Annotated in this window: 24 protein-coding genes; 12 read left to right on the top strand and 12 right to left on the bottom strand. The window is 58.5% G+C overall.

Features of this window, described 5'->3' with window-relative positions:
* Positions 1-85: 85 nt before the first annotated feature.
* The 4 genes from AC0IXA_RS23025 to AC0IXA_RS23010 all read right to left on the bottom strand — a co-directional run bounded on the left by AC0IXA_RS23025 (position 86) and on the right by AC0IXA_RS23010 (position 6,604).
* Complete coding sequence (locus tag AC0IXA_RS23025) at positions 86-3,610, bottom strand: calcium-binding protein (RefSeq protein WP_471814550.1); 3,525 nt, start codon at positions 3,608-3,610, stop codon at positions 86-88.
* Between the two features lie 192 nt (positions 3,611-3,802).
* Positions 3,803-4,432: a LysE family translocator gene (locus AC0IXA_RS23020; protein WP_122602859.1), complete on the bottom strand. Its 630-nt coding sequence runs from the start codon at positions 4,430-4,432 to the stop codon at positions 3,803-3,805.
* A gap of 84 nt (positions 4,433-4,516) precedes the next feature.
* Positions 4,517-5,866, bottom strand: a complete 1,350-nt coding sequence (locus AC0IXA_RS23015) for an NCS2 family permease (RefSeq protein WP_024012217.1) — start codon at positions 5,864-5,866, stop codon at positions 4,517-4,519.
* 291 nt (positions 5,867-6,157) lie between these two features.
* Positions 6,158-6,604, bottom strand: a complete 447-nt coding sequence (locus AC0IXA_RS23010) for a MarR family winged helix-turn-helix transcriptional regulator (protein ID WP_471814549.1) — start codon at positions 6,602-6,604, stop codon at positions 6,158-6,160.
* A gap of 81 nt (positions 6,605-6,685) precedes the next feature.
* Here AC0IXA_RS23010 and AC0IXA_RS23005 point away from each other — a divergent pair, with 81 nt between their 5' ends.
* A complete protein-coding gene (locus AC0IXA_RS23005) occupies positions 6,686-7,852 on the top strand; it encodes an aminotransferase-like domain-containing protein (protein ID WP_471814548.1) in 1,167 nt (388 codons plus the stop codon).
* A gap of 78 nt (positions 7,853-7,930) precedes the next feature.
* On the opposite strand, the gene AC0IXA_RS23000 is transcribed toward AC0IXA_RS23005, so the two are convergent.
* From AC0IXA_RS23000 to AC0IXA_RS22980, 5 genes are all read right to left on the bottom strand, one after another.
* Positions 7,931-8,302 carry a glutathione S-transferase N-terminal domain-containing protein gene (locus AC0IXA_RS23000; RefSeq protein ID WP_041479340.1) on the bottom strand — a complete coding sequence of 124 codons (372 nt, stop codon included), beginning with the start codon at positions 8,300-8,302 and terminating at the stop codon, positions 7,931-7,933.
* Positions 8,303-8,405: 103 nt separating this feature from the next.
* Entirely contained in the window at positions 8,406-8,951 is a 546-nt protein-coding gene (folE, locus tag AC0IXA_RS22995; RefSeq protein WP_016773769.1) for a GTP cyclohydrolase I FolE, read from the bottom strand.
* Between the two features lie 77 nt (positions 8,952-9,028).
* Positions 9,029-9,586 (bottom strand): Smr/MutS family protein, encoded by a 558-nt coding sequence (locus AC0IXA_RS22990; RefSeq protein WP_071171525.1) that lies wholly within the window; start codon positions 9,584-9,586, stop codon positions 9,029-9,031.
* 74 nt (positions 9,587-9,660) lie between these two features.
* Positions 9,661-9,981, bottom strand: a complete 321-nt coding sequence (locus tag AC0IXA_RS22985) for a hypothetical protein (RefSeq protein ID WP_016773771.1) — start codon at positions 9,979-9,981, stop codon at positions 9,661-9,663.
* Between the two features lie 131 nt (positions 9,982-10,112).
* Positions 10,113-10,703 carry a cysteine hydrolase family protein gene (locus tag AC0IXA_RS22980; RefSeq protein WP_016773772.1) on the bottom strand — a complete coding sequence of 197 codons (591 nt, stop codon included), beginning with the start codon at positions 10,701-10,703 and terminating at the stop codon, positions 10,113-10,115.
* Positions 10,704-10,942: 239 nt separating this feature from the next.
* Between AC0IXA_RS22980 and prmB the strand changes: the two genes are divergently transcribed.
* Entirely contained in the window at positions 10,943-11,851 is a 909-nt protein-coding gene (gene prmB, locus AC0IXA_RS22975; RefSeq protein WP_016773773.1) for a 50S ribosomal protein L3 N(5)-glutamine methyltransferase, read from the top strand.
* 58 nt (positions 11,852-11,909) lie between these two features.
* On the opposite strand, the gene AC0IXA_RS22970 is transcribed toward prmB, so the two are convergent.
* Positions 11,910-12,701, bottom strand: coding sequence for a hypothetical protein (locus AC0IXA_RS22970; RefSeq protein WP_471814547.1), 792 nt, complete (start codon positions 12,699-12,701; stop codon positions 11,910-11,912).
* A gap of 99 nt (positions 12,702-12,800) precedes the next feature.
* Positions 12,801-13,754: an alpha/beta hydrolase gene (locus AC0IXA_RS22965; RefSeq protein ID WP_341639472.1), complete on the bottom strand. Its 954-nt coding sequence runs from the start codon at positions 13,752-13,754 to the stop codon at positions 12,801-12,803.
* 130 nt (positions 13,755-13,884) lie between these two features.
* On the opposite strand from AC0IXA_RS22965, the gene aroC reads away from it, so the two are divergent.
* The 5 genes from aroC (at position 13,885) to mtnC (ending at position 18,105) form a co-directional block, all read left to right on the top strand.
* The gene (gene aroC, locus AC0IXA_RS22960; RefSeq protein WP_341639473.1) at positions 13,885-14,976 is read left to right on the top strand and encodes a chorismate synthase; all 1,092 of its coding nucleotides are present in this window, start codon (positions 13,885-13,887) and stop codon (positions 14,974-14,976) included.
* Between the two features lie 34 nt (positions 14,977-15,010).
* Positions 15,011-16,156, top strand: a complete 1,146-nt coding sequence (locus tag AC0IXA_RS22955) for an MFS transporter (RefSeq protein ID WP_024012224.1) — start codon at positions 15,011-15,013, stop codon at positions 16,154-16,156.
* Positions 16,153-16,779 carry a methylthioribulose 1-phosphate dehydratase gene (locus AC0IXA_RS22950; protein WP_016773777.1) on the top strand — a complete coding sequence of 209 codons (627 nt, stop codon included), beginning with the start codon at positions 16,153-16,155 and terminating at the stop codon, positions 16,777-16,779. Before AC0IXA_RS22955 ends, AC0IXA_RS22950 begins: the two co-directional genes overlap by 4 nt.
* A gap of 92 nt (positions 16,780-16,871) precedes the next feature.
* Positions 16,872-17,417: a 1,2-dihydroxy-3-keto-5-methylthiopentene dioxygenase gene (locus tag AC0IXA_RS22945; RefSeq protein WP_471814546.1), complete on the top strand. Its 546-nt coding sequence runs from the start codon at positions 16,872-16,874 to the stop codon at positions 17,415-17,417.
* 4 nt (positions 17,418-17,421) lie between these two features.
* A complete protein-coding gene (gene mtnC / locus AC0IXA_RS22940) occupies positions 17,422-18,105 on the top strand; it encodes an acireductone synthase (protein WP_471814545.1) in 684 nt (227 codons plus the stop codon).
* A 174-nt stretch (positions 18,106-18,279) separates the two neighbouring features.
* Here mtnC and AC0IXA_RS22935 read toward each other — a convergent pair whose 3' ends face one another.
* The gene (locus AC0IXA_RS22935; RefSeq protein ID WP_016773780.1) at positions 18,280-18,558 is read right to left on the bottom strand and encodes a DUF3509 domain-containing protein; all 279 of its coding nucleotides are present in this window, start codon (positions 18,556-18,558) and stop codon (positions 18,280-18,282) included.
* Positions 18,559-18,943: 385 nt separating this feature from the next.
* Here AC0IXA_RS22935 and AC0IXA_RS22930 point away from each other — a divergent pair, with 385 nt between their 5' ends.
* From AC0IXA_RS22930 to speE, 5 genes are all read left to right on the top strand, one after another.
* A complete protein-coding gene (locus AC0IXA_RS22930; RefSeq protein WP_471814544.1) occupies positions 18,944-20,782 on the top strand; it encodes a long-chain-acyl-CoA synthetase in 1,839 nt (612 codons plus the stop codon).
* A gap of 95 nt (positions 20,783-20,877) precedes the next feature.
* Entirely contained in the window at positions 20,878-21,396 is a 519-nt protein-coding gene (locus AC0IXA_RS22925; RefSeq protein ID WP_039763836.1) for an ankyrin repeat domain-containing protein, read from the top strand.
* A gap of 80 nt (positions 21,397-21,476) precedes the next feature.
* Positions 21,477-22,007, top strand: coding sequence for a hypothetical protein (locus AC0IXA_RS22920; protein ID WP_341639477.1), 531 nt, complete (start codon positions 21,477-21,479; stop codon positions 22,005-22,007).
* Positions 22,008-22,078: 71 nt separating this feature from the next.
* Positions 22,079-22,270: a PLDc N-terminal domain-containing protein gene (locus AC0IXA_RS22915; protein ID WP_016773784.1), complete on the top strand. Its 192-nt coding sequence runs from the start codon at positions 22,079-22,081 to the stop codon at positions 22,268-22,270.
* A gap of 241 nt (positions 22,271-22,511) precedes the next feature.
* Positions 22,512-23,387, top strand: coding sequence for a polyamine aminopropyltransferase (gene speE, locus AC0IXA_RS22910; protein WP_016773785.1), 876 nt, complete (start codon positions 22,512-22,514; stop codon positions 23,385-23,387).
* The last annotated feature ends 52 nt before the right edge of the window (positions 23,388-23,439 follow it).

Below are 23,439 nucleotides of genomic sequence, written 5' to 3'. Positions count from 1 at the left end.
CGGTAAAAGAGCGCGCAGACGCGTACAAGTGCCGCGTAGACAGCAACGCTCGAAAAAATGGGTTTATTGACGAACGACCGGCGAATTACGCGGGAGGCACTTTCATCACAGAAACGGGGCCGAAAATGTTGGTTTGGTGGTTGCAGCGATTCACCACCCTTAAAGCAGACTTTTCGATGCGGGATTTGTCGGCACGCAATACCCAGCCATGCGCGGCAAAGTTGTAGCCCACGCGCGCGGTCTGGTCGTTGAGGCAAATGATGTTCCGGACTTTGACTTCGTCGTTGGCCAATGCCGCAAGAGCTTGCGGCAGTGCTTTGGAAGCGTCAGGCTCTTCGAAAAAACGTGCATCGAGACCATCCAGGTAAACACGGTCAAAGACCAGGTCGACTGTATGCACAACTCCACCGGTGGTGATAACGCGGATCTGGTCTATCAAATCCTCGCTTCCATAGACAGGCAGATAAAAAGTGGTAGTGCCGATGGAGAGCCGGTTTTCTTCCAGTTTTATTTCGACCTCGCCGAGCTGCGTTGCATCAAGTTCCCACGTGGACGAGCAGGGAAGCCGCTCTTTGGCATTGGCGAGCGCGCCAGGCGTCGAGAGTTTGATTGTCATGTCAGGGAGGACGTGGATGAGATAAGTTCCACCCGCGCCTTCATAGGGGTCCATGCTGGTTTGCACGGCCATTGGTATAGGCCCTAAGCAACCCGTTGTACCGTCAAGCGGGTAACCCTTTTTCTCAGGCAGGGCATAAAAGTCGCGCCGAGAGCGAGTCTTGAGAGGCACTTTGATCTGGGTCACCCAATCCCTCGATACCGAGAAGTCAGTGAAGGCAGGCGGGATGTCGGTTTCCGCTGTAAGGCCAGCGTTTGCAACGACACCGTCCTTGAAAATCAGCACATAACGGCCGAACGGTCGAACGGCCATGGTTCGCAGGATTTTCGTAATATTGTCGTGATCGTCTTCGCTACGCGCAGCCGAATAATAATTCAGCTTGATGGTCTTTGCGCCGAAGTGATAGACGAGATGGCAGCCGACAGTCAATCGATAGGATTTGGGTTTGTCTGAGAAAAAATGCGCCTCGGCTTTTGTCAGCTCATCACTGTTGAAATCCAGATAGATCCTGGTTATGACATCTGAACGTAAAACTGCGTAAAAAGTGGTGCTCTTTCCGGTTCTCGGTACGTAATAGCTCGCATCCTTGCGGTGTCGGATCCAGCATTCCGGCGCATAAATAATGATCGGTGTTACCGGTTTCCCACGTTTGATGAAAATTTCAGGTATATCAGCGGTGTGGCCATCCGGGATTGTTTCAGGCAGGTCAAGTCTGAAATAGCAATCATCACTGGTTATGAAAATCAGGTTTTTGTTGCTCAGCTTTCTTGCGTCTTCGTTTTTCTTGTAAACATCATGAATGGTCAATACGTTTTTGGGATTGTCATGAATTTCGAAGCCTGAGCGGATGACCAAGTCATTGCCCTCGATATCCCAGGACTCAATCAGATCCTTGCGCCAATTCATGACGATATAGCTGATCTGTTCGCCATCGTCGACGATTGAAAAACTGCCAGCGACATGCGCAATGTAATATTGATCCGCACCGGCGCCTCCCGACGCTTTGGCTTTTTCGTGGGAGAGGAATATCTGATCGTCTCCGGCGCCAGCTTCAATGATGTCACTGCCCCGTGATTTGATGACGTTGTTTTGCGCAGTGCCGGTTACTACGCTTGCTGCGCGATGAACTGTTTCGATATTTTCGATACTGTCCAGCAAACTGTGCAGGATGGATATCTTGTTATTGTCGGTATCGACATCGCTAGTGATGATCTGCAATGTTCCGGCCAGCAAATCTATGTCATAGCCAGTTCTGTTCGTATCACGAGAGGAGTAATTGCCGCCGAGTACCAGTGTGTCATTTCCTGCGCCTCCGCTCAGCGTGGAATGCTCTGTGACATGACTATCCTTTTCGAGGAAGTCGGCTGCGTTCTCAAACAGGAACTGATCATTTCCCTCCCCGCCCGACAGTTGTTTTTTTCCTGATTTGTAATGGAAAGTGTTGGGCTTTTTTTCTACACCTTTGATCGAGTCGTTGCCCTCGCTGAGAAACCAGAGAATGTGCTTGCCCTCTGCTGCAACTCCCAATTCCGCGCCGGGTGTATCTTTTGTAACCCCTGCGCTTGCATCAATGTTGTCATCGGTGCCGACCACTTCAGGAACATTGACCGACTCCCACGCATCCTGTTTCGTCCACCAGTTTCGCTTCCACACCCGCGTTGGTTTCAGGCGTACATCAAACTTGCCATTGACGATGGCTTCGGTGCTTTCTTTCAAGGGGCCATCGAGTAACGTTCTCGCGGTCTTTTTTAACTGCAATGAGTGTTGAAGTAGCGTTTTGGCTTTGATATAGCGGTTTTGGACGCTTTCATCGACGTCCATCATGCAGAACGAAAACCATCCGCTACGCCACCGTTCATCGACGGTCAATTCGATGTAGTCATCTATATCGTCAACGATACGTACCGCACCGTAGACCTGCGAGCCAATGGCGAGAATCGCGCCGGCTGCAAGTCCGACGGGGCCGGCAAGCGAGAACCCGGCCATCGCGGCAGTGCCGAGGACGACAGTCATGGCTGCACTGGTAATGCTGAGGCCAGCGCTGACGTAATGATCCATAGCCTCCTTGCCGGTGGCATTCTCAGCGGCATTTATGGACCTGACGGCGGTATAGATGTCGAAGGGTAGCGTCAGCATGCCGCCGACCAAACCTCCCGATCGACCCAGTCTGAGGGCGAAGCGTGTTCTGGCGAAGTCCCGGTAAGCAATCTGCCCGGCCGTGAGCATTTGCGTGGCTATTTTACTGACCGTGACATCGGCCGCGATGGAGGCCAGCTCCGATGCAATGCCCGCGCTGTTTATCGCTACTTCAGCCCGGTTATCGGCTTTGATCGCATCGATCACGCCGCGAATCCCCATGAAAATGCCGAAACCCTGAATCCCCAGGCTGGAGCCCAGCGTCGCGTAGCTTTTGGTCAATTGCGCCCATCGGGGATGATGCGTGGGAACATGCACATGTTGCAGATCGAGCGTCTGTGCTGCACTTAGAAGTCTTGCCAGTTTGTCGCGATAATTGCCGGATACCTTTTCATTGGCATTGTTCGCCCGCAATAGCTGAGGGGCGGTAAGCGGGCGCTGGCTGGCCATTTCAAACAAGAGCGTGGGTAACAAGTAGCTATCGTTGCCCGTTGAGGTCTTCAGAAAGTGTTCAACTTTATTGGCATCGAACTGCAGGCCATTGATAAAAGAGGATTTGGGTCGGCGAAAGAAGCTGTTTTTGCCATTCAACCGCTGACCATCAATGGTCGCGCCCAGTTCGTCGAGCGCTGTACGAGTGATCGAAATATCGCCAATTTCCAAGGGGCCGAATATATCGTCCGCCATTTGCAATTGACTCGATTTTTCATTGGTCTGACGCTGATCGATGGTAGAGGACTTGTATTCGTTGGATTCGTAGCCCAGATCCATGACTACGACCATATCGGACACAGGTTGCGTGTCCGTATGTATTGCAGGGTCGGTTTGTGCTGTTGCTTCGCGTATAAGTGTGGCCATTAGAACTTCCTTGTTCCGGCAATTGTTGTTAAGGCCAAGGATATTACGTTGGCCTTTCGAGACCTGTATATCGATGGGTTGTTGCTATCTATTGCATATCAGGGATTGGATGTTGCACTTAATTGATTCATGAACAACATGATCCTGCCCGAGATCCATTCCGGCAGGATAATCAATAGTGGCGCTTTTCAGTCAGTGGCTGCCAAGCAACGAGGCAGCGCCAGCACCACCAAACAGTCCGGCACTGACCCGATTGAACCAACTCTGGCCTTTGCCGCTGCGCAGATAACGAGCGGCGCCGTGGGCGCCCAGGCCGTAGGCAAGTTTGCAGCACAGATCAAGCACCACCCAGGTCGCGATCATGATCAGCAATTGCGGCATAAAAGGTTGGTCTGCGCGGAGAAATTGCGGCAGAAACGCGGCGAAAAACAGAATGTCCTTCGGATTGCTCGCACCCAGTACAAAAGCGCGTCCGAACAATGTGCGAAAACGCGGCACCGGTGCAGCCTCGGGTACTTCGGCGCCCGTGGATGGCTGTCGCGATTGCTGCCAGCTCTGCCAGGCGAGGTAGAACAGGTACAGCGCGCCGACGATTTTCAGTGCGCTGAACAACTGCTCCGAAGCCAGCAGCAACGCGCCAAGCCCTAGTGCCGAAGCGCTGAGCAGGCAGATCGAGGCAATCACCCCGCCGAGGAATGCGGGGTACGACCTGCGTAAACCGTAATTGAGACTGTTGCTGATCATCAGCAAGGACAGCGGTCCCGGGATCAGGATCACCACCAGTGCAGCGCCACTGAACAGCAGCCAGGTTTCCAGACTCATCGTTTTGCTCCTTTGTTGTTATCGAGATGTGCAAAAGCCCCACCGGTGAGGGTGAGGCTGTTTGAAGCCTGAACCGCGCAGCGCTTACAGGAAGATGAACTTGGCGATGAAGATCGCGCAGAGCACCCACAGGCTGACGGAAATTTCCTTGTACTTGCCGGTGCCGGCCTTCAACGCGACGTAAGTGATGAAGCCCAGCGCGATGCCGTCGGCGACGGAGAAGGTCAGCGGCATCATGATCGCCGTGACGATCGCCGGAATCGCATCGGTCGCTTCGTCCCATTCGATGTGGGCCATACCGCCCATCATCAGCATCGCCACGTAAATCAGGGCACCTGCTGTGGCATAAGCGGGAATCATGCCAGCCAGCGGTGCGAAAAACATCGCCGCTATAAATAGCACACCCACGGTGACGGCGGTAAGACCAGTCCGACCACCAGCGGCTACGCCGGCGGCACTTTCCACGTAACTTGTGACCGGGGGCACGCCAACCACGGCGCCGAATACGCTGGATGCGCTGTCGGCCTTCATGGCTCGGGAAAGGTTCTCGATGCGACCGTCAGCGGCGACAAGGTTGGCGCGCTGGGCCACGCCCATCAAGGTGCCGGCGGTGTCGAACATGTGCACGAAGAGGAAGGCGAGCACCACGCTGATCATGCTGACGTTGAACACGCCGGCGACGTTCATTGCCATCCAGGTCGGCGCCAGGCTCGGCGGCGCGGACATGATGCCCTCGTAGTGGACCAGACCCAGGCCCCAACCGGCGAGGGTGACGGTGATGATGCTGATCAGGATCGCACCGAACACGCGGTGGTAACTGAGGATCGCGATCATCAGGAAACAGATCGCGGCGAGCAACGGACCGGGTTCGCGCAGCGAGCCAAGTTTGATCAGGGTGGCCGGGCTGTCGACGACGATGCCGGCAGTCTTCAGCCCGATCAGGCCGAGGAACAGACCGACACCGGCGCCCATGGCAAACCGCAGGCTGACCGGAATGCTGTTGAGCAGCCACTCGCGAATCCGCGAAAAGGTCAGGAACATGAACAGCACGCCGGAGACGAACACCGCGCCGAGGGCGGTTTCCCAGTTGTAGCCCATGGTGCCGACCACGGTGTAGGTGAAGAAAGCATTGAGGCCCATGCCCGGCGCCAGGCCGACCGGCCAATTGGCATAGAGCCCCATCAACAGGCAGCCGAGCGCGGCGGCGATGCAGGTGGCGACGAAGGCCGCACCGTGATCGATGCCGGCATCGGCCATGATGTTCGGGTTGACGAAGATGATGTAAGCCATGGTGATGAAGGTTGTCAGACCGGCAATCAGCTCGGTCTTCACCGTGGTGCCATGCAAGCTGAGTTTGAACAGACGCTCCAGCAGGCCATTGCGTAATGGCGGCGTGAGCTCGAGCGGCGGTGCTTCGGATTTGCGGCTTTCCACAGCGAGTACTCCTCAAGAGTTTTATTGTTATTTCCAGGGCCGGACCCATGAGGGGTGGCAGCGGCCCTTTGAGGCATACGCGAATTTGTTGACCGTGTAGTCAGGAACTCGCACGCAGTGGATTATGCTTTTGTGTACAAATAAAGCAAATATTGTTTTGGTTTTTGTCGCCGATTTTTTTGCTGATAGGGATATATGGCCATCCAGGATGGCTTCCCGAGCAGGCTCGCTCCCACCTTTGTAAAGCATTCCCATGTGGGAGCGAGCCTGCTCGCGAAGAGGGCGGTCCTGTCAATCGAGATGCGTCTGACTGCCCCCAAGCGCCAGATTCACCGCCAACCACCCATTCACCGCCGCTTCCCCTGCCTCGGCAAACACCCGCTCAAGCAATTTCACCTGCTCACGGCGCAGCGCCTGCTCGAACTTCGCGCCTTCCGCCGTCAGCTCAAGCAGACGCTTACGCTTGTCCGTCTGTGAAGCGACGCTGTCGACCAGATGCATTTCCTGCAACTGACGCAGGGGCATGTTCAACGCCTGTTTGCTCACGCCCAGCAGGGCCAGCAACTCTTTCACACTCAGGTTCGGATAGCGCGCGATGAAAAACACGATGCGTTGATGCACTCGCGAGAGGCCGCGGCGCTCGAGCATTTCATCAGCCTTGGCCGTGAACGCCTGATAGCCGAAGAAAAACGCTTCCATGGCCTGTTGCTGACTAGTGGGGTTTTTAAGGTCAACCATGTTGATGTACTCGCTCAAGCTGTCGTAGTTTCAGTCAACCAGTTTGACTCATTTTTTACCTGCCTCGCTACGGTGACCACCATGGCTTTTTCCGAACGTGTCTCGCGCCTGAAAAGTTCTTTGATCCGAGAAATCCTCGCCGCCGCCCAGCGTCCAGAGGTGATGTCGTTTGCCGGCGGTTTGCCCGCTGAGACGATGTTGCCGAAGGTGGAATGGGCCGAGATGCCGCTGTCGCTGGGGCAGTACGGCATGAGCGAAGGCGAGCCGGCCTTGCGCGAGGCGCTGGCGGCAGAGGCGAGGGCGCTGGGCCTTGAATGCGAGGCGAGTCAGGTGCTGGTGGTCAGCGGCTCGCAGCAAACCCTGGATCTGGCGGCCAAGCTGTACATCGACAAGGGCACGGAAATTCTGTTGGAGGCGCCGACTTACCTGGCCGCGCTGCAAATCTTCCAGCTGTTCGGCGCCGACTGCCTGACCGTGCCGCAAGAAGCCGACGGACCCAACCTGGCGCAACTGCGCAAGCGTCTGGAACAACATCGCCCGGCGTTTATCTACCTGATCCCGACTTTCCAGAATCCTTCCGCCGTGCGCTACAGCGAGGCCAAGCGCGCCGCAGTCGCGGCATTGCTCGATGAATTTGGCGTCACGCTGATTGAAGACGAGCCGTACCGCGAACTGACTTTCGATGGTGGCAGTGCTAAACCTATTGCGGCGCGCCTGAAAAAAGCCAGCTGGATCTACACCGGCACCGTGTCGAAAACCTTGCTCCCGGGTTTGCGTGTCGGTTACTTGATCGCCAGTCCGGATCTGTTCCCGCACCTGCTCAGACTCAAGCAATCGGCGGACCTGCACACCAATCGCATCGGCCAGTGGCAGGCGCTGCAATGGATCGGCTCGCAGAAGTATCAACAGCATTTGAGCGAGTTGCGGGATTTCTATCGGCAGCGGCGCGATGCGTTTCAGTTGGCGCTGGAAGAGCATTTTGCCGGCCTGGCTGAGTGGAACATGCCCCAGGGCGGGCTGTTTTTTTGGCTGACGTTGAAGCAACCGCTGGACACCCGGTCATTGCTCAATGAGGCGTTGGCCAATGATGTGGCATTCATGCCCGGTGAGCCGTTCTTTCCTGAGCCGGACAAGCATCATGGGCATTTGCGCTTGAACTTCAGCCACATTGATCCGGCGCGGCTGGATGAGGGGTTGAAGCGGTTGGCGGCGGTGGTGCGGCGGGCGCAGATGGAGAGGGCGGCCTAGCAAAAACGCCGGCTCAAGGGCCGGCGTTGTCAGTGCGAGCCTGCTCGCGAAGGAGGCTAGCGCTCCAACCCGTTAACATCAGACCGCCGCAAACCGCTTATCCAGATAATCGATAATCACCTTGGATTCATACATCCAAGTGGTTTGCCCGTTCTCTTCAATACGCAGGCAAGGCACTTTGATCCGGCCACCCTGTTCCAGCAGGGTCTGGCGATCCTGCTCGTTGTTCTTCGCGTCTTTCAGCGCCACCGGTACATTCAGGCGATGCAGGGCGCGGCGGGTTTTCACGCAGAACGGGCAGGCGTGAAATTGATACAGGGTCAGATCTTTCGCGGCAGCGTCGACTTGTGCCTGAGCAGCAGCGGGGCGTTTTGTCTTGCCCGGGCGGGTGATGAAATCGATGAAGATAACCAGTTGGCCGAGGCCGACACGAAGCGCTTTGACGAACACGTTGAAAGCCTCACGGTGCAAATGAAGAAAGGCGCGCAGCTTACCCGATTTTTCACGGGCGAAAAAAAACCGGCGATCAACGCCGGCTCTTTTCTGTTGCGAATTACTTGATGAGGCTGAGGAATTCGCTACGGGTTGCCGCGTTTTCACGGAATTCACCGAGCATCACCGAAGTGATCATCGACGAATTCTGCTTTTCGACGCCGCGCATCATCATGCACATGTGCTTGGCCTCGATCACCACGGCCACGCCCAGCGCGCCGGTGACTTGCATCACGGCATCGGCGATCTGGCGGCTGAGGTTTTCCTGAATCTGCAGACGGCGGGCGTACATATCGACGATCCGCGCAACCTTCGACAGGCCCAGCACTTTGCCGCTCGGGATATAGGCGACATGCGCCTTGCCGATGAACGGCAGCAGGTGGTGTTCGCACAACGAATACAGCTCGATGTCCTTGACCAGCACCATTTCGCTGTTGTCGGAGCTGAACAGGGCACCGTTGGTGACCTCTTCGAGCGTCTGTGCATAACCGCGGCAGAGGTACTGCATGGCTTTGGCGGCACGCTTTGGCGTGTCGAGCAGGCCCTCGCGGGACACGTCCTCGCCCAATTGGCCGAGAATCGCGGTGTAATTCTGTTCCAGGGACATGAAACTACCTGTGGGGATTTTCGCAAAGGGCAAGGGTACGGTGGCGGACACAACCCTGCAAGTTCGGTGTGACGGCTTTATTCGTCGCGGCCTTCCATCATCGTCCGTTTCAGCATCACATAAACCGCGCCGGCACCGCCGTGTTTGGCCTGGCACGAGCAGAAACCGAGCACTTGCGCATGCTGGCGCAGCCAGGTGTTGACGTGGCTTTTGATCATCGGCCGCTTGCCATCCAGGCGCACAGCCTTGCCGTGCGTCACGCGTACGCAGCGGATTTCGAATTTGGTTGCTTCGGCGAGAAAGGCCCAAAGCGTCTCCCGGGCCTTTTCCACGCTCATGCCGTGCAGGTCGAGACTGCCTTCGAACGGGATCTGCCCGACCTTGAGCTTGCGCATCTGGCTTTCCTGGACGCCGTCGCGAGACCACATCAGCTCGTCTTCCGGGCCGACGTCGATCACGAACTGGTCGGACAAGCCGTCAATGATAGTGGTGTCGCTGCGCACGGTGGCGGACTGACGCAGCTTGGCGATCTGCGCGCGGTCAGCCTTGGGTTTGCCGGTGTCGGCGCGGTCGTGCTTGATCGGCTTGACGCCCTGGATCGCACTTTTGAACAGAGAAAAATCGTCGTCTTGCATGTCAGCCTCCGCGAAGGGCGGCCAGTTTACCCAAGTCGACAGAAAACGGCCCGGCAAAAAGCCAGGCCGTTGGGTCAGTCGTGTTTTTTCATCAGATGCGGGGACATGTTCAGCTCCCGCGATTGCCGTGCGCGACGGCGGCAGCGGCGCCACAGGGCAACGCCGAAATACAGAAACAGCAAGCCGACGGCAAGCATGATTGCCGAGCCCAGCGGTGATGCGTTCAGGTCACCCAGCGCCGGCGGGCGGCCGAGCAGGCTGGCGGCGCCGGCCATCGCCAGCAGCACGCCGAACGTCGCCAGAATGGCCGAGATCGCCGCGCCAAATCGAAAACGCCAGTTGCTTTGGCCTTTGGGCCGCAAACGGCGTGCGTCAAATCCATCGGATAACTTCATTCCGACCTTCCTCAATGGTATCGGCCCTTCGACCGGGAGTTGACCGGGTTGTTCCTGAGGCTATGGCATTTGCGGCAAATCAGCGGATATAGCGGATGAGCGGCGCCAATGCACCGCTCACAAGGGCAGGATCAGATCAGGTCCTGAGTCTTGGCCAGCGTGGCGAAGTTGTCAGCCATGATCGCCATTTCCGCTTCCTGCACGCGTTCGGCGCTGAGCACGCCGCCCTTGAACGGCAGATCGCGGGTCGCGCAGGCGTCTTCGACCAGGGTGCAGCGGAAACCGAGATTCTTTGCCGCGCGCACGGTGGTGCTGACGCTGGAGTGACTCATGAAACCGCAAACGATCAGATCCAGCGAGCCGAGGTTCTGCAGGCGCTCGAGCAGTTCGGTGCCATGGAATGCGCTCGGCAGCAGTTTGCCGATAATGGTTTCATCGCCTTGCGGTTCCAGACCGGGGATGAATTCGCCACGTTCGCCCTGCGGGTCGAACAGGCCACCAACGGTGCCGAGATGACGCACGTGCACGATCGGCCGACCGGCGGCACGGGCTGCGGCAACCACTTGTTTGATGTTCGCGACGGCCGCGTCCATGCCGCTCAGGGCCAGCGGGCCACTGAGGTATTCCTTCTGGGCATCGATGATGACCACGGTGGCATGGCTCAGGGTGGCCGCTGCGTAACCGCGACCGCTGAGTTGAAACATCGTTTTTGGAACGGACATTCTGGGGCTCCTCGGGGTGGGGCTTTTGCGACATTGTCCTCTGGCTGAGCGGTTCTGTGAATCGCTACCATCGTAGGCGCCGTCGTTCTTGGCCTGCAGCCTTGTCAAGTTACACGTTCCGTTCAATGCCTGATGCAAAAAAAAGAAATCTCCTACCGTTGCCACACGGTTTTTCCTGCGTCGTCGTCGCGCGTTTTGGCTGCTAGAATCGCCAGTCGTTTTTTCTGGAGTTCTACGCCGTGATCACTTCCCGACTTCGTACCCTGCGCGACCATATCCGTTGGGCCGTCAGCCGCTTCCATGGGGAGGATCTGTTTTTCGGTCATGGCACCGACAACGCCTGGGATGAGGCGCGCCAGTTGGTACTGGGCGCTTTGCACCTGCCTTGGGAAATCGCCGACAGCTATCTTGATTGCGCGCTGGAAGATGACGAACTGGTCAATCTGCAGCGACTGCTCAAGCGGCGCATCGAAGATCGCGTTCCCACCGCCTATCTGCTCGGCGAGGCGTGGTTCTGCGGCATGTCGTTCATCGTCGACCCGCGCGTGCTGATCCCGCGTTCGCCGATCGGTGAACTGATCGAAAACCGCTTTGCGCCGTGGATCGGCAACGAACCGGCGCGGATTCTCGACCTGTGCACGGGTTCCGGCTGCATCGGCATTGCCTGCGCTTACGAATTCCAGAATGCCGAAGTGGTGCTCGCGGACCTGTCGTTCGAAGCGCTGGAAGTGGCCAACCAGAACATCGAGCGCCATGGCGTCGATGAGCGCGTCTACACCGTGCAGGGTGATGGCTTCGATGGTTTGCCGGGTCAGCGTTTCGATCTGATCGTGTCGAACCCTCCCTACGTCGACGCCGAAGATTTCGCCGACATGCCGGACGAATATCAGCACGAGCCGGAACTCGGCCTTGCCTGCGGTGATGATGGTCTGAATCTGGTCCGGCGCATGCTCGCCGAAGCGGCGGATCACCTGACCGAGAAAGGTTTGTTGATTGTCGAGGTGGGCAACAGCCAGGTGCACGTCGAGGCGTTGTACCCGGAAGTCGATTTCGCCTGGCTGGAGTTCCAGCGCGGCGGGCATGGCGTGTTCATGCTGACCGCCGAGCAGTGCCGCGCGCATCAGGCCCTGTTCGCGTCCCGCGTCTAAGGTTGTGACAGATCGTTCCCACGCAGAGCATGGGAACGATCAGTACGCGCTCAAGCCCTCAGCGGTGCGTAGCAATCCAGATCAACAACCCCGCCTGAAACACCGCAAACGCCACCAGACATGTAATGGTGAAACGCAGGCCGGCGTCTTCACGCTTGAACTTGCTGACTTTCTCTTCCTGCTTCTTCAGTTTCACTTCCTGCTCAGCGAGATTCTGTTCGGCCTGCTGCAGCATCTGCGCGGCTTCAAGAATCTCGACGATCTGCAGTTTTTCGCTGTTCCAGTCACCCAGTAGATCACCGACCTGAACCGCCTTGATGCTGCCTTTCAAATGCTGGGCGTCGGCGTAAACCACATCGAAACCGTGCACGCGCAGGAAATGGTCGCGACGCAAGCGAGTGTCTTCGTTTAGCGCGTCCTTGTTGTTCAGGTCCATGCCTTCGACGGTGTAGCCGGGCCAGCGCTTTTTCGCCCAATTGATGCCTTGCGCAGCCATGAAGCGGCCGATACCGCGATTCAGCGGTTCGATCTGCAAGCCACTGTCGGGACCGAAACTCACTCGTTTGCTCGCGTGGTCGACCCACACATCGAGATGATTCTGCTCTTTGCGCACGCGCTGGTTGGGCAGCTTGATCGCCATGCGCATCAGGCTGCGCTCTCTGCTGTTGCGCTCGGCGTAACCGAATTCGACAAAGCGCAACGGCCGGCCGCCGGTGTTGCGGTCGGTCTGCAGCGGCGCCAGGCGGAGCATCTTGTGGTGCTCGGCCTGGACATCCGTCCACGGCAGTTCGACCGCTGGCGGTGCGTCTTTTTCAGCGCTGGTGTCGGGTGAAGTCTGGGTTTCAGTCATAACGGCGAGATCCTGTCCAAGCCCTGCTTGCCGCCAGACGTTGCGCTGGCGACAAAGGCTTATCGGCCGTTTTCTGTGAGGCTGGAGGGTAAAACGCAGTTAACTTGCACGAATTCCGTCAATAAATTCGATGACGGCAGCGCCGAGTTCGGCGGCCAGGGGCAAATTCGGGTCCTTGTAGGAGGCCAATTGCCGCTTCATATCGTTATGGACGATGCGCAGCACATGATTCATGCCTTCGATCACCGTCAGTTGCGCGTCCGGTTTCGCCGCCTTGAGCAGCTTCGCGTCTTCGGTGCCGACCTGAATGTCGTTGCTGCCCTGAACGATCAGTGCCGGCATTTTCAGCTGGGCAAAGGCTTGCGCCGGGTCCTGACGGAACAGCGAAATCAGGTACGGCTGCACGCTCGGGCGGAAGATCACCTGCAACGGTTGCGGCACGTTGTCATCGGCGTGGCCGGCCTTGAGGCTGTCGAGCAGTTCGTTGCTGCGCAGCATCAGTGGCGGCGGCAGGCTGCGCGCCAACTGTTCGCGGATCACTTCATCGACCGGCCGCGCGCTGCCAGACAGCGAGATCACCGCCGCTGCGTCCAGCTTCGGCGCAGCGAGGCTGGCAATCAGCGCGCCTTCGCTGTGGCCGAGCAGAATCAGTTTGCCGAAACGCGGATCGGCCTTGAGCTTCTGCCCCCACGCCACCGCGTCCGCCGCATAGCCTTCTACTGACAGATCACGTTCATCGGGAGCGGCCGCCAGGCTCGCCGCAACGCCACGCTTGTCGTAGCGCACGCTGGCGATGTTGTGTTTGGCCAGTACCCAGGCCAAGCGCTTGAGGCTGTCATTGCGCCCGCCGTCGGGGTTGTTTCCGTCGCGATCTGTAGGACCCGAGCCAGAAATCATCAGAACAATCGGCACCGGGCTGTCGGACTTGGGCAGCAACAGCGAACCGAAAAGTTCGCCGCTGCCGGTGTCCAGAGTGACCGGGCGCTGTAGGACTGTCGCTTGGGCAAAGCCGGTAAAGAGGGTAAGACTCAAGATCAGAACTCGCAGCATCATCACGCCATCATTGGTCCAGGTGCCGGTTGGACTCGCCGGCACCACTAAGGTTCGAGGATGAACTACTCGGTTAGCCTGCGTATACTGGCGCGCATCAAGAATTCGGGTTTGATTTCACGGAGCGTCCTGCATGTCCGGCAATACCTACGGCAAGTTGTTCACTGTCACCACCGCTGGCGAAAGCCATGGTCCGGCGTTGGTCGCCATTGTCGACGGCTGCCCGCCGGGTCTGGAGATTTCCCTGGAAGATCTGCAGCGCGACCTCGATCGCCGCAAGCCTGGCACCAGCCGCCACACCACCCAGCGCCAGGAAGCCGATGAAGTCGAAATCCTTTCCGGCGTGTTCGAGGGCCGCACCACCGGTTGCGCGATCGGCCTGCTGATCCGCAACACCGATCAGAAGTCCAAGGACTACTCGGCGATCAAGGACCTGTTCCGCCCGGCCCACGCCGACTACACCTATCACCACAAATACGGCGAGCGCGATTATCGCGGCGGTGGCCGCAGTTCGGCGCGGGAAACCGCCATGCGCGTAGCGGCCGGTGCGATCGCCAAGAAGTATCTGGCCAGTCAGGGCATCGTCATTCGCGGTTACATGAGCCAGCTCGGCCCGATCGAAATTCCGTTCAAGACCTGGGATTGTGTCGAAGAAAACGCTTTCTTCAGTCCTGACCCGGACAAGGTGCCGGAGCTGGAAGCCTACATGGATCAGTTGCGCCGCGATCAGGACTCGGTCGGGGCGAAGATCACCGTGGTCGCCGAAGGCGTGATGCCGGGTCTTGGCGAGCCGATTTTTGATCGCCTCGACGCCGAACTCGCCCACGCGCTGATGAGCATCAACGCGGTCAAGGGCGTCGAGATCGGCGCCGGTTTCGCCTGTGTCGCCCAGCGCGGCACCGAACACCGCGATGAACTGACGCCGGAGGGTTTTCTCAGCAACAACGCCGGCGGCATCCTCGGCGGCATCTCGTCCGGTCAGCCAATCGTTGCGCATCTGGCGTTGAAACCGACCTCAAGCATTACTACGCCGGGCCGCTCGATCGATGTGAATGGCAACCCGGTCGACGTGATCACCAAGGGTCGTCACGATCCCTGTGTCGGCATCCGCGCGACGCCGATCGCCGAAGCGATGATGGCCATCGTGCTGATGGATCACCTGCTGCGCCACCGTGGGCAGAACGCCGATGTGCGCGTGAGCACGCCGGTGCTGGGCCAGCTCTGATGGCTGCGCTCAAAGCCGTCGCGGCATAACCGGCGTGGCGGCGCTTCCTTACTGGCGGCTGTCCAGTTTCTATCTGTTCTATTTCGCCTTGCTCGGTTCGACAGCGCCGTTTCTGGCGCTGTACTTCGATCACCTCGGCTTCAGTGCCGCGCGCATCGGCGAGCTGGTGGCGATTCCGATGCTGATGCGCTGCGTGGCGCCGAACATCTGGGGCTGGCTCGGCGATTACACCGGCAGGCGTCTGGCCATCGTGCGCTTTGGCGCGGTGTGCACGTTGCTGACCTTTTCGCTGATCTTCGTCAGTCAGACCTACGCCTGGTTGGCGATGGTCATGGCCCTGCATGCATTCTTCTGGCACGCGGTGCTGCCGCAGTTCGAAGTCATCACCCTCGCGCATCTGCAGGGGCAAACGTCGCGCTACAGCCAGATTCGCCTGTGGGGCTCGATCGGTTTCATCATCACCGTGGTGGTGCTGGGGCGGCTGTTCGAATGGCTGAGTCTGGACATCTACCCGGCGGCACTGGTGCTGATCATGGCCGGTATCGTTCTCAGCAGCCTGTGGGTGCCGAATGCGCAGCCGGCGCAAGGCAATCGGCCGACGGGCGAGGGCTTTCTCAAGCAATTGCGCCATCCCGGCGTGCTGGCGTTTTATGCTTGCGTCGCGCTGATGCAGGTCAGCCACGGGCCGTATTACACCTTTCTGACTCTGCACCTTGAACGCCTCGGTTACAGCCGTGGCGTCATCGGTATGCTCTGGGCCGTGGGCGTGGTGGCGGAAGTGCTGATGTTCATGGCCATGAGCCGCATTCTGGCGCGCTTTTCCCTGCGTCGGGTGCTGCTGGCGAGTTTCCTGCTGGCGGCGTTGCGCTGGGTGCTGCTTGGGTCGTTCGCTGAATTTCTCTGGGTGCTGTTGTTCGCCCAAGTGCTGCACGCAGCGACTTTCGGCAGCTTTCATGCGGCTGCCATCGCTTTCGTGCAACGTAGTTTCGGCGCCCGCCAACAAGGCCAGGGCCAGGCGCTGTATGCGGCACTGGCCGGCACCGGCGGGGCGCTCGGTGCGCTGTATTCCGGCTACAGCTGGAATGCCCTCGGCGCGACATTGACCTTTAGTATTGCCAGTCTCGCAGCGCTTGCCGCTGCCGTTATCATTGCCACATGTATGCAAGAGGACAGGCCATGAGCCTTAGCCGTGAACAGCTCGCCCAGCAGATCGTTGACGCCGGGCGTTTTCTATATGGCCGTGGCTGGTCGCCAGCCACCAGCAGCAACTATTCGACGCGCCTGTCGCCGAGCGAAGCGCTGTTGACCGTATCGGGCAAGCACAAGGGCCAGTTGGGTGTGGATGACGTGCTCGCTACCGATCTGTCCGGCAATAGCCTGGAGCCGGGCAAGAAACCCTCCGCCGAAACCTTGCTGCACACCCAGCTCTACAGTTGGCGCGCAGAGATCGGTGCGGTGCTGCACACCCATTCGGTCAACGCCACGGTGCTGTCGCGCCTGACTCCGCAAGACTTCATCGAGTTCGAAGATTACGAATTGCAGAAAGCCTTCAGCGGCATCTCGACTCATGAATCGCGGGTGCGTGTGCCGATTTTCGACAACGATCAGGACATTGCGCGCCTCGCCGCCAAGGTGCAGCCTTGGCTCGACGCCCATCCCGATTGCGTCGGTTATCTGATTCGCGGCCATGGTCTCTACACCTGGGGCGCGCAGATGAGCGACGCGCTGCGGCAGATCGAGGCCTTTGAATTCCTGTTTGAATGCGAGTTGAAAACCCGCAGCGTCATGAACCGCCAAGGCTGAGTTCACCAGAAACAGCCCGTTTGCCTGATGCCATGCGGCGCCCGACCGGTCTTGAAGAGCCGGACGGCGCCGCCGCTACCGAGGAATTGCCCATGAGCAGCCTGTCCGTTTATCACGTTTCCAGCCCTGAGATTCCCAACAAGGTGCTGACCCATTTCGAGGACATCGCCTCGACGCTGGCCGAGCAGGGCGTGCGTTTCGACCGCTGGCAGGCCGCCGCGAAGATCCAGCCCGGCGCCAGTCAGGAAGAGGTCATCAGCGCTTATAAAGAGCAGATCGACAAACTGATGACCGAGTGCGGTTACATCACGGTCGATGTGATCAGCCTCAATAGCGACCATCCGCAAAAAGCCGAACTGCGCGCGAAGTTTCTCGAAGAGCACCGTCACGGCGAAGACGAAGTGCGATTTTTCGTCGCCGGTCGTGGCTTGTTTACCCTGCACATCGACGATTACGTCTATGCCGTGCTCTGTGAAAAGAACGACCTGATCTCGGTTCCGGCCGGCACCAAGCACTGGTTCGACATGGGCGAACATCCACACTTTGTGGCGATCCGTCTGTTCAACAACCCGGAAGGCTGGGTTGCCAATTTCACCGGCGAAGACATCGCCGATCGCTTCCCGCGTCTGGAGGACTGAAACCGTGTCGATCAAAGCCATCCTCACCGACATTGAAGGCACCACCAGCGCGGTGAGTTTCGTCTTCGACGTGCTGTTTCCCTACGCCGCCAAACATTTGCCCGACTTTGTGCGCCAGACCGCATCGCGTGCTGATGTCGCCGAACAGCTCGACGCCGTGCGTCGCGAGAGCAACGAGGCGCAGGCCGATGTTGAACGGGTTGTTGAAATCCTCTTGAGCTGGATCGCCGAAGACCGCAAAGCCACGCCGCTCAAGGCATTGCAAGGCATGGTCTGGGCGCAGGGCTATCAGGCAGGGCAGCTGAAAGGGCATGTTTATCCGGATGCCGTTGAAGCGCTGCAACGTTGGCATGCGGCCGGTTATCAACTGTTTGTTTACTCATCCGGCTCGATTCAGGCGCAGAAACTGATTTTCGGTTGCTCGGAAGCGGGGGATCTGAGACCGCTGTTCAGCGGCTATTTCGACACCACATCGGGGCCGAAGCGTGAGGCGCAGTCCTACCGCAACATTCAGCAGGCGGTGGGTGTTGAAGCCGATGAAATCCTGTTCCTCTCGGATATCGCCGAAGAGCTCGACGCTGCCCAGTCAGCCGGCATGAAAACCTGCGGTCTGGCGCGTGAAGGCGGTGAGTTGGCAGGGCACGTGACGGTTGACAGCTTTACTGGAATCGAACCGGAAGCGTTTTGACCATTGCACACATCCCTGTAGGAGCTGTCGAGTGAAACGAGGCTGCGATCTTTCGATTTAGGCATGACATCAAGATCAAAAGATCGCAGCGTACCGCAGCTCCTACAAAAATCATGCGCACAAAAAACAGGCCGTGAAGCACATGCTCCGCGGCCTATTTTTGTTTAAAGCAAATTACAGCGAGTGATACGTCGGCAGAGCGAAACGCTGCTGGCTCTGCAGCATTGCAATTTGCGGCAGCTCGCTGGCTTGTTCGGCCAGGTCGCGGCGGATCGCGCTGATTGCCCACGACAGTTGGTCACCGGCATGCAGTTGCTGATACGAGAGGGCGCGTTTGAAGACTTTGCCGTCGCTGCTACGCAGAGTGAGCAGGATGCCACCGTCAGGACGTGGGGCAGTGCTGACTTCGTAGTTGGAGAATAGCGATGTAAATTTTTCTTGAATCAGGCTCATGTCATCAGCTCCGTATGTACTTGAATGGCAAGCATGCGGAGGTAGTTGCAGCGTTTGTGCCAGTATTGATTCGAAAAAAATCCCTTTAAAATCAATAATTTGAAGGCATTGCATTTTGCAGGCGTCGTGCAATCTGCATGAATGGCCATCGTGCATCCTGCATTTTGCGTGATTTTTCTCCGTACAACGGAACCAAACGTCCGTACCAGAATCCGCTCTTCCCCGTCGGCGCGATGGGATACAAATCATTGCAAAAACCGCGTGTACAGCCCCGCGAGCACTGACGTACTTTCCTTCTCGACCCACGGCGTAAACGCGTCGGTCGCAGTCATTACCCGATAACAAGAACAGCGGTCTGCACGTCAAGATCGAACGGGGAGATTTCATGCGTCACGCACCAAGCGACACGATTACCTGGGGCATGATGCTCCGCAAACTGCCGATGATCGCCAAAGCCATACCCCGGGTGGTCAAAGGCATGAAGGTGGCCAATGTCACGGATCCGACCCAAACGTGTGGTCTGGGCTGGACGTTCGAGCAGGCGACGCGGCGCAATCCCGATGGTGTGGCGTTGGTGCAGGGCGACGTGGCGTTGACCTATACGCAGGTCAATCAGTGGGCCAATCGCATTGCGCATTACCTGAGCGAGCAAGGCATCGGCAAGGGCGATGTGGTCGCGGTGTTCATCGAGAACCGTGCGGAATTACTGGTGACAATCCTGGCGCTGGCCAAGCTCGGCGCGGTGAGTGCGCTGCTCAATACCTCGTTGATGCGCGACACGCTTGTTCACAGCATCAATCTGGTTGCGCCGGTGGCTATTGTGGTTGGCGAAGAACTGACCGCTGCCTATGCCGCCGTGCGTGATCAGGTTGCGATCGCAGCGCCGCGCACCTGGTTCGTCGCCGATCAGGACACCCACAGCCATCCGGGCATCGCGCCTGAGGGCTACGTCAATCTGATCAGCGCCAGTGCTGACGCCAGTAGCGATAACCCGCCGAGCAGCGCGCAAATTTTCTTCGACGATCCGTGTTTCTACATCTACACCTCCGGCACCACCGGCCTGCCCAAGGCCGGTGTTTTCAAGCATGGACGCTGGATGCGCAGTTCAGCGAGCTTCGGCATGATCGCCCTCGATATGCGCCCGGATGATGTCGTTTACTGCACCTTGCCGCTGTATCACGCCACGGGTCTGTGCGTGTGCTGGGGATCGGCGATCAACGGCGCCTCGGGTTTCGCCATCCGCCGCAAGTTCAGCGCCAGCCAGTTCTGGGGTGACGTGCGCCGCTATCGCGCAACCACCATCGGCTATGTCGGTGAGCTGTGTCGCTACCTGGTCGAGCAACCGGTCAGCGCCGATGACAGCCGCCACGACGTGCGCAAGATGATCGGCAATGGTTTGCGTCCTGGTGCCTGGGCCGAGTTCAAGACGCGTTTTGCCGTCGAGCACATTTGTGAGCTGTACGCGGCGAGCGACGGCAACATCGGTTTCACCAACATCCTCAATTTCGACAACACCGTCGGTTTTTCGCTGATGGCGTGGGAACTGGTCGCTTACGACCATGACAGTGGCGAGCCATTGCGCGGCGATGATGGTTTCATGCGCAAGGTCGGCAAGGGCGAGCAGGGCCTGCTGCTGGCGCGGATCGACGACAAGGCACCGCTGGACGGTTACACCGACCCGCAGAAAACCGCCCGCGTCGTCCTCCACGATGTGTTCAACAAGGGCGATCGCTTTTTCAACACCGGCGACCTGCTGCGCAATATCGGTTTCGGCCATGCGCAATTTGTTGATCGCCTCGGCGATACCTATCGCTGGAAGGGTGAAAACGTGTCGACCACCGAAGTCGAGAATTTGTTGCTGCAACATCCGCTGATCGCTGAAGCCGTGGCCTACGGTGTGGAAATCCCCAACACCAACGGGCGTGCGGGGATGGCTGCAATTACTCCCGCCGAATCCTTGGCCACGCTGGATTTCGCTGAACTGCTGAGTTTCGTCCGGCAACGCATGCCGGCTTATGCCGTGCCGTTGTTCTTGCGGGTGAAAGTGAAAATGGAAACCACCGGGACCTTCAAATATCAGAAGACACGCTTGAAAACAGAAGGCTTTGACCCCGGGCTCACCGGCGATGACCCGATCTTCGCCTGGCTGCCGGGCAGCGAAACCTATGTGCATGTCAGTGAGCAAATCCTCGCTGAAATTCAACAGGGCAAACATCGATATTGAGTGTGGCTATCGGGACGCTCGGAAAAAACCGAGTGACAGCCACCGTCGCGCTCGGGAAACTGTCGGCTTTCCGATAGACCGAAATGGAGTGCCCCATGTCCGACCAAAGCCGCCAGATGACCCCTGAAGAAGCTGCCGAATTCACCGAGCAGGTTTTCAACAAGGCGCGCGACGGTGATGCCGAGATGCTTGATCGCCTGGTCACCGCCGGGCTGCCGGTGAACCTGAAAAACAGCAAGGGCGACACCTTGTTGATGCTCGCCAGCTACTACGGCCATGTCGATGCGGTGAAGGTCCTGCTTAAACACAAGGCCGATCCGGAAATGCGCAATGGCAACGGCCAGAGCCCGATTGCCGGCGCTGCGTTCAAGGGCGATCTGGCGGTGGTCAAGGCGCTGGTCGAGGCGGGCGCCGAAATCGAAGGTTCTTCCTTCGACGGCCGTACCGCGCTGATGATGGCGGCAATGTTCAACCGCGTTGAAATCGTCGACTACCTGATCGGCCAGGGCGCTGACCCGAAAGCCAAGGACGCCAACGGCGTGACCGCGCTGGATGCGGCGCGGACCATGGGCGCAGTCGATACCACCGCGCAGCTGGAAAAGTTGCTGGCGTAAAGTCCACGGACTGTGGCGAAGGGCAGAATGCGCTATCCTTCGCGCCCTGAAAATTCACCTCCGCCACAGGATCCGCCCTCATGAAAGCCGCACTCGTCGAACTCATCAGCAAAATCAGCTCCGGCTGCATGGGCGAGGACGAGATCCTGAAGGTGGCCGACGAAGCCGCTCAGGCCTACGCCGATGCCGAGGCTTTTCTGGCCGCCAATCCGGACATCAACTACGACGACACTTTCCCGATCCCGCTGGGTGAGTGGGTAGTGGTCGGCAGCCTGCCGGAAACCGTGCTGTTTCAGGCCGATACCTACGTCGATCTGTTCGCACAAATCGTTGCCTCGTTTGGCCCGGGCGTCGATTTCAATCTCAAGCCCAAACAACTGGTCAAGACCGAAGCACTGACCGCACTCAACCGTATTCAGGTGCAGATGAGCAGCCTGAACAAGGAGAACGGCGGTTACACGTTGATGAACTTCAGCCAGTTGCTCGACGATGAGCAACAAATGGTCCTGGTCTACGGCAACGACGTGCCCCGCGTGCTGGAGTTATGCGCCGAGGTTGGCATCGCCGCCGCGCCAGCGCTGGAAGCCTTGAAGGTTGCTGTTCACGTCTGAACGCAATAAAAGGGAGCCCTGCGCGCGACCGTCTATCCTAAAAGTGCATGCCACTATTCTGGAGCGACACCATGGGTTCCACGTTCAACGGTCTGATTGGCCTGATCATCCTTGCCCTCGACATCTGGGCCATCATCAACGTGCTGAAAAGCGGCGCCTCCACCGGAATGAAAATCGTCTGGGTGTTGCTGATCATCCTCCTGCCGGTGCTGGGCCTGATCATCTGGGCGATTGCCGGGCCACGGGGCAACGTCCGGATCTGAGCTGATTTTCGATCACACGGTCATCCCTGTGGGAGCGAGCCTGCTCGCGAAGACGTTGGGTCAGTCGCCATCACCGGCAACTGATGCTGCGCTTTCGCAAGCAGGCTCGCTCCCACAGTAATTTGCGCTGGTAAAAAACAACCTGAGGTTCGACCTGTCATCTTCGGCAACGTAGAATGCGCGCCTTTCCCGGGCAATCGTCCCCACGATGGCGCCCGCGCATTTATCGGAGCACTTGACCATGACCGTCACCAAGACCAGCGAGTACCTGGAAACCCTCTACGAAGGCTACGGCCAGCGTTTTCGCATGGAAAAACTGCTGCACGAAGTGCGCACCGAACACCAGCATCTGGTGATCTTCCAGAACCCGCGCATGGGCCGCGTCATGGCGCTGGACGGCGTGATCCAGACCACCGAAGCCGACGAATTCATCTACCACGAAATGCTCACCCACGTGCCGATCCTCGCCCATGGCACTGCCAAGCGCGTGCTGATCATCGGCGGTGGTGACGGCGGCATGTTGCGCGAAGTGACCAAGCACGCCGGCGTCGAGCACATCACCATGGTCGAGATCGACGGCACCGTGGTCGACATGTGCAAGGAATTCCTGCCGAACCATTCCGCCGGTGCCTACGACGATCCGCGCCTGAACCTGGTGATCGATGACGGCATGCGTTTCGTCGCCACCACCACTGAAAAATTCGACGTGATCATCTCCGACTCCACCGACCCGATCGGCCCGGGCGAAGTGCTGTTCTCGGAGAACTTCTACCAGGCATGCCACCGCTGCCTGAACGAAGGCGGCATTCTCGTCACTCAGAACGGCACGCCGTTCATGCAGATCGACGAAGTCAAAACCACCGCCGGTCGCCTGCGCAGCCTGTTCCCGGACTGGCATTTCTATCAGGCCGCCGTGCCGACCTACATCGGCGGTTCGATGACCTTCGCCTGGGGCTCGACCAACCCGGCCTACCGCAAGCTCAGCCGTGAAACCCTGCAACAGCGCTTCATCGGCAGCGGCATCGTCACCCGTTACTACAACCCGGAAATCCACATCGGCGCGTTCGCCTTGCCGCAATACGTGCTGCAAGCGGTCAACAAGCCGAGCAACGACTGATCACCTTGACGTCACTCTACAAGGGAGCTCTTGCGGCGAGGGGATTTATCGC

The sequence above is a fragment of the Pseudomonas sp. AC083 genome, from assembly GCF_979253165.1.
This window is presented reverse-complemented; position numbering and strand designations above follow the sequence as displayed.